The 3,440-nt window shown below is 58.8% G+C and carries 6 protein-coding genes; 1 reads left to right on the top strand and 5 read right to left on the bottom strand.

Annotated features, from left to right (window positions below; translation table 11 throughout):
* Together T18_RS27945 and T18_RS23560 are read right to left on the bottom strand one after the other, a co-directional pair.
* Nucleotides 1–242, bottom strand: a 242-nt coding sequence (locus T18_RS27945; protein WP_323455263.1) for an NAD(P)-binding domain-containing protein, incomplete at its 3' end; no start/stop codon positions are given.
* Nucleotides 243–268: 26 nt separating this feature from the next.
* The gene (locus T18_RS23560) at nucleotides 269–1,165 is read right to left on the bottom strand and encodes a pirin family protein (protein ID WP_038496408.1); all 897 of its coding nucleotides are present in this window, start codon (nucleotides 1,163–1,165) and stop codon (nucleotides 269–271) included.
* 99 nt (nucleotides 1,166–1,264) lie between these two features.
* Here T18_RS23560 and T18_RS23555 point away from each other — a divergent pair, with 99 nt between their 5' ends.
* On the top strand, nucleotides 1,265–2,179 hold the full coding sequence (locus T18_RS23555; protein WP_038496411.1) for a LysR family transcriptional regulator: 915 nt from the start codon (nucleotides 1,265–1,267) through the stop codon (nucleotides 2,177–2,179).
* 190 nt (nucleotides 2,180–2,369) lie between these two features.
* Here the strand turns inward: T18_RS23555 and T18_RS23550 are convergent, their stop codons facing one another.
* The 3 genes from T18_RS23550 to T18_RS27935 all read right to left on the bottom strand — a co-directional run.
* The gene (locus T18_RS23550; protein WP_038496413.1) at nucleotides 2,370–2,774 is read right to left on the bottom strand and encodes a RidA family protein; all 405 of its coding nucleotides are present in this window, start codon (nucleotides 2,772–2,774) and stop codon (nucleotides 2,370–2,372) included.
* 11 nt (nucleotides 2,775–2,785) lie between these two features.
* Nucleotides 2,786–3,103 carry a hypothetical protein gene (locus tag T18_RS27940; RefSeq protein ID WP_038496415.1) on the bottom strand — a complete coding sequence of 106 codons (318 nt, stop codon included), beginning with the start codon at nucleotides 3,101–3,103 and terminating at the stop codon, nucleotides 2,786–2,788.
* The coding region (locus tag T18_RS27935; protein ID WP_323455262.1) for an FAD-dependent monooxygenase at nucleotides 3,072–3,440 on the bottom strand (369 nt) is incomplete at its 5' end. The genes T18_RS27940 and T18_RS27935, both read right to left, overlap by 32 nt.

Here is a 3,440-nt window from a genome sequence, read left to right as displayed (position 1 = left end):
GCTACCTTTCTGCGCGCGACCTCTGGTACGGCGTCATAGGGCACAGCCAGGATGAGGACGTCCGCCTGAAGAGCCCGGTCGAGTTCTACCGGCTTCACCGTGCTGCCGAACTTCTCGGTGATCGATTGAAGCGACGCCGGGCCGCGGGTGTTGGCGATAACGGCATCCACGCTTGCGGCATGGAAGCGTTCAGCAAGTGCAGAGCCGATCGCGCCCGAACCGATGATTGCATAGGTCGTCATGGTAGTTCTCCTTGATTAAGTAGGGTTCAGTTGAAGTTGTCGGGTAGGGGAATGAACTCGTCGTCGCCCGGCACGCCGGGAAATTGCCGTTCACGCCACAGGTTGGCCGCATGGCGAATGCGCTCCTGATCCGTGGCCACGAAATTCCAGCGGATAAACCGCTTTTCAGGAAGCGGCTCGCCTCCGAAGGCGAGAAACCGGGCTGGCTCGCTCGCTTTCACCACGATCTCTGCGCCGGGCTTGAATACGATAAGACGATCCGGGCCATACGTACCGTCTTGCCCGATGATCTCGATTGTACCGGTGACGACGAAGATCGCTCGCTCGATATGCTCTCCGTCGATCCTGTAGCGTGCTCCAGCTTGAAGCTGGATCTCTGCAGAGAAGAGGTCAGAGAAGGTGCTGGCAGGTGATTTTCGTCCGTGCAGCGTTCCGGCGAGAAGCTTCATATCGATGCCCTCGCCATTGATCGTTGGCAGCTCATGGGCGCCGAGGTGCTGAAAGAGCGGTGCAGTCTCTTCCGATTGTTTGGGAAGCGCTATCCAGCTCTGCAGGCCCGTGAGCTTGCCCCCGTCCTTGCGGATAGGTTCCGGGGTCCGCTCAGAGTGAACAATGCCGGAACCGGCGACCATCAGATTGACTTCCCCTGGGCTGATCGACTGCACGTAGCTCTGGCTGTCACGATGCAGCAACTCACCGTCGAGAAGATAGGTGAGTGTTGAAAGACCGATATGCGGGTGGGGGCGGGTATCAATCCCCTCGCCAGCACCGAACCGCACCGGCCCGAAACTATCCAGGAATATGAAGGGCCCGACCATCTGGCGCATGGCCGCAGGCAGCGCCCGGCGAACGGAGAAGCCTCCGAGGTCACGGGTCGAGGGCAGGATAACCTGCTCGATGTCAGCGTTCGACAAATAGGACATTGTCAGCTCCGGCGGTTGAATTCGATGGATTGAAAGTATGTCCCCTAGACGTTTCGGAAAACTCAGATAATTTCGGCGAAAACGTTCGAGGAATTAGAAATGTCCGACCCCGGCCAGCCGACGCTGGATCAGCTCAAAGTTTTCATCACAGTCGTCGAGACCGGCAGCTTTGCGGCAGCTTCCAGGAAGCTTAACCGCGCTACTTCAGTGATCAGCTACACGATTGCCAACCTCGAAGCTCAGTTAGGGGTCACGCTCTTCGACCGGCTCTCGACGAAGAAGCCGCAGCTGACTTTGGAGGGGAGGACCGTCCTCGCCGAGGCCAAGAGCGTGGCCCATGGCATCGACAATCTTCGGGCCAAAGTGAAAAGCATGCTCCGTGGTGTGGAGCCGGAGGTGCACCTTGCGCTGGACGTCATGCTGCCGGCGGCACGCGTCATGGATGCGCTGAAGGCGTTTCGAAAAGAGTTTCCGAGCGTATCACTTCGGCTTTATGTCGAAGCGTTGGGTGCGGTCACGCAGATTGTTCTCAACCGTACAGCAGCGATCGGCATTAGCGGCCCACTCGATGTCGAGATCGCGGGTCTTGAGCGCATCGGTGTAGGTTTCGTTAAACTCATCCCAGTCGCTTCACCGGATCATCCCTTGGCCGGCGGTTCTCATCCACCGGGTGCCGCTCGAGGCCACATTCAGCTGGTCCTGACGGACAGATCGCCTCTCACACAGGGGCATGAGTTCGCAGTTGTGGGCAATCATACATGGAGACTGGCCGACCTTGGCGCCAAGCACATGCTGCTCAAAGAAGGCATCGGCTGGGGCAACATGCCGGAACCGATGGTGCGCGATGACATCGAATCAGGTCGCCTCGTCCAACTTGATCTTCCTGACTGCAAAGGCGGCCCTTACCGTCTTCAGGCTGTTTATAGAACGGACACACCTCCCGGACCGGCCGCTCGCTTTCTGATCGACCATTTCCAGAGCCAGGACATCGATGATCCAATAGCGGCCGGCTAAACATATGCGGGATCAGGTAAGGCGCGGCAGGAACGATCTACCGCCTGTTCATTGTCATTGATATTCAACGGCTGGTCAGGGGGGCGATGGTTCGTATCCGTTCTAGGCGTGGTGGCATTCGCATTCAGCTTGCTGAATTCGTGAGATGAGACGCAGGCTTCCGGACGCCTGCGTCTCGTGTCTGCCTGCGCTACGGAAGTGCGACCAGAACCTCAATCTCGACTAGCCATTCGGGCATGGCGAGTGCTTCGACGCCTATCCAGGTACTTGCACAAACCGGCCATTTGTCGCCGAAAATCTGAGCGCCCGCACCGAAGATCGCCGGAACGAGTTCCGGAGTGTGCCCTACCACATAGATCTTCATCTGCAGGATATTATTGGGATCCGCTTTCATGGCCGCGAGGGCGTTGAAGACATTCCCTAAGCATTGCCTTGCCTGGGCGGCATGATCGTTTCCACCGACGAGTTGACCTGACCTATCGATCGCGACCTGGCCCGAGATGGCGGCGAGGCGTCTGCCGGGCGGGGTTATGGCGATCTGTGCAATCAGATGTGAGAAGGCATCGGTCAGGGAGGAAGGGTTGAGAGTTTCCATCGATGCCTCCCTTATTCCTGATCGACAGCGGCGACGTAACCGTCTGGCCTGACCAGCAGCGCCCGGACGCCGCGTAGGGCCGCGTGGTCGGAAGGGTCTGCCACCAGGGATTGGACGCTGGTGGATTGCAACCATTCCGGACCGGAAACCGATGCGCCTGGTTTGAAGGAAAGGTGAAGCCAACGTCCTTCGACCAGCAGGCTGTAGAGCGACATCAATACACCGTCCTTGCCGACCAGTTCCATATCGGGAACGCGCACCCCTGCCGTCAACTGTCCGGCAGTAACGGCAGCCTTCTCATCGGCGCCATAGGCGACGTTCCTCGTCATAAGTATCAAGCAGTTTCTCAGGCGCCTCGTCCTTTACGACCGCGGCCAGTTTCCAGCCGAGATTTAGTGCGTCCTGCAGTCCGACATTCATGCCCTGTCCGCCCATCGGAGCATGGATATGAGCGGCATCGCCGGCAAGCAGGATGCGGCCCTTGCGATAGGTTCCGGCAAGGCGTGTCTCATCGGCAAAACGCGAAAGCCAGATCGGGTCGCGAGGCTGATAGTCCTCACCGATAATGCGTGCGGTCGGTCCCGCTACCTCTTCCAGAGTGACCGGTTCGGTGCGCGGCACATGGGTTCGTTGGGGATCCACGAGCACGATGCGATGATGCTTGCC

The organism is Rhizobium sp. TBD182, from assembly GCF_001950375.1.
Lineage (GTDB): Bacteria > Pseudomonadota > Alphaproteobacteria > Rhizobiales > Rhizobiaceae > Agrobacterium > Agrobacterium tumefaciens.
The sequence above is the reverse complement of the archived record's forward strand: the minus strand, read 5'-3'. Positions and strand labels throughout refer to the sequence as shown.

What these genes read in the sequence shown, in the direction of transcription:
- T18_RS27940 (WP_038496415.1), bottom strand. Translation starts at nt 3,103, where the DNA reads ATGACGAGGAACGTCGCCTATGGCGCCGATGAGAAGGCTGCCGTTACT.
- T18_RS23560 (WP_038496408.1), bottom strand. Translation starts at nt 1,165, where the DNA reads ATGTCCTATTTGTCGAACGCTGACATCGAGCAGGTTATCCTGCCCTCG.
- T18_RS23555 (WP_038496411.1), top strand. Translation starts at nt 1,265, where the DNA reads ATGTCCGACCCCGGCCAGCCGACGCTGGATCAGCTCAAAGTTTTCATC.
- T18_RS23550 (WP_038496413.1), bottom strand. Translation starts at nt 2,774, where the DNA reads ATGGAAACTCTCAACCCTTCCTCCCTGACCGATGCCTTCTCACATCTG.